At 30.4% G+C, this 2,162-nt stretch carries 3 protein-coding genes; 2 read left to right on the forward strand and 1 reads right to left on the reverse strand.

Annotation, left to right across the window (positions count from 1 at the left end):
• Positions 1-67 precede the first annotated feature (67 nt).
• A complete protein-coding gene (locus AC15TD_RS14690) occupies positions 68-634 on the reverse strand; it encodes a recombinase family protein (protein WP_484452896.1) in 567 nt (188 codons plus the stop codon).
• Positions 635-818: 184 nt separating this feature from the next.
• Between AC15TD_RS14690 and AC15TD_RS14695 the strand changes: the two genes are divergently transcribed.
• Positions 819-1,406, forward strand: coding sequence for a transposase (locus AC15TD_RS14695; protein WP_484452897.1), 588 nt, complete (start codon positions 819-821; stop codon positions 1,404-1,406).
• 10 nt (positions 1,407-1,416) lie between these two features.
• A partial coding sequence (locus AC15TD_RS14700; protein WP_484452898.1) for a transposase occupies positions 1,417-2,162 on the forward strand: 746 nt, incomplete at its 3' end.

The following is a 2,162-nucleotide window of genomic DNA, read 5'->3' on the forward strand; positions in this document are numbered from 1 at the left end:
CGGGGCTGTTGAAAAAGTCATAAGAATTAAGGATGAATTGAGCCATGTAATAATAAATCTTTAGTATTCATATAGAGTCAGTTTGGTCTATTGTTTTCAGATAGCGATATATACTAGCTTTTGAAAGATTATAGTCTTTCATTAGTGTTTTTATAAAAACTCCATTTTTTCTTTTTTTTTGCAATTCAGTAACTTGCTCATCTGTAATAGTTTGTTTTCTACCAAATAAAACACCTCTTTCCTTTGCTTTATTGATACCATCTACTTGTCTTTCGGACCTGATTTCGGTTTCAAATTGACTAATTGCTCCTAGCATATTAAAAAGTAATCTTCCTGTGGCATCACTTGTGTCTATGTTTTGATCTAGGACTTTAAGCTGCACTTTTTTACGTTCCAGAGTTTTTGCAATTTCACATAAATCTAATGTTGATCTTGCCAATCTATCTAAACGTGTAATAACCAATATATCCCCTTCTCTTACATATTCTAGGCATTCACTTAGCTTGGGGCGTTTTTTATTTGACGTAGCACTATGTTTTTCTTGATAAATTTTGTGACAGTCTTTTAGCTTATCAAGTTGAACCTTTAAACTCTGTCCTACGGAGCTTACTCTAGCATAACCAACAATTTCCATTTTTTCCTTTTTAGTCTTATATTATTTTAAATGTTGTAAGAATTGCCTTATTAGACATATTATAAGACATATACTTTACTATGTCTTATAAATTACACTTTTTGATACTTATAATTCTTAGTTGGTACACATTTATTGCAAAAACTTATAAAAGCTCAAAGCTACTAATATAAAAACACTTTTTATGCAAGGAAATCATATTCATGTTAGGAAATCGTCTATTAGGCTAGATATAGATAAACTAATTCCTGAGGATCATTTTTTAAGAAAGTTAGATAAAATTTTGGATTTATCTTTTGTAAGAGAATTGACTACAAAGTTTTACTGTCATGATAACGGACGTCCTTCAATAGACCCTGAATTATTTTTTAGGATAACTTTGATAGGGTATATCTACAATATCAAATCTAACAGAAAATTATGCGAAGAAATCAAATATAACTTAGCTTACAGGTGGTATTGTAAGTTAGACATTAATTATAAGATTCCAGACCACTCTTCTTTATCTAAAATAAGATCACGTTATGGTAAAAAAGTCTTTGAAGCGTTTTTTGATCAAATTATCTTTTTATGCAAGGAACATAAAATAATAAAAGGCAACACCATTATTACAGATGCAACATTAATAGAAGCAAATGCATCAATTGATTCAATGATTAGTAGAGAAAATAGTTATACACCAGATGGTGAAAAGTTTGTTGGTGTCATTACTTCTTTTTCTAAAAATAAATTGTCAAACAGCTCTCACATAAGCACATCTGATCCCCGATAGTTCATTAGCAATGAAAATTGGTGCCGCAAGAAGCTTGAAATATAAGGTACACATGTCAATAGATAAAGATAGCCGCGTTGTGCTTGATAGTAAAGTAACTACAGGGTCATGCCATGAAACACAAATCTACCTTGATAGGTTATTTTATATAAAATCTAAATATAACCTAGATATGACAAGTGTAATAGCTGATAGAGCCTATGGTTCATCAAAAAATATAAAATATCTACAACAAAATAGTATTATTGGATATATACCATTATTTTCTAGCAGGAGTGGAAAAATACAAGCTCTTATGCAAAAAGGTTTTCAGTACGACAAAGATACCCAAGAATATATATGCCCTTCAGGGATTGCAATGAAAGGATGGAAATCTGGGGATAGGATGATTTATAAAATAAGTGATGTTATTTGTAGAAATTGTAGTCAAAACATACATTGCAGCATTCCTAAAAGACAAATTGACGGCTATAGGCGCATAAGAAGAAGTTATGATCAAGACTTTTTTGAAAAGCAAATAAATCATATGAAGAAGAAAGATTTTATTAATGCCCAAATAAGCAGGATGTGGCAAATAGAAGGTATTAATTCGGAGGCTAAAAACCTTCATGGGTTAAAAAGAGCAAAATATAGAGGTCTACAAAAAGTACAGATTCAAGCCTATATGATTGCTGCGGTAATGAATTTAAAGAGATTAATCACCTTTTTTATTGCTCTTTTTTATAAAAAATATTTTCTTACTTTTTCAACAGCCCC

Source organism: Yeosuana sp., from assembly GCF_057126245.1.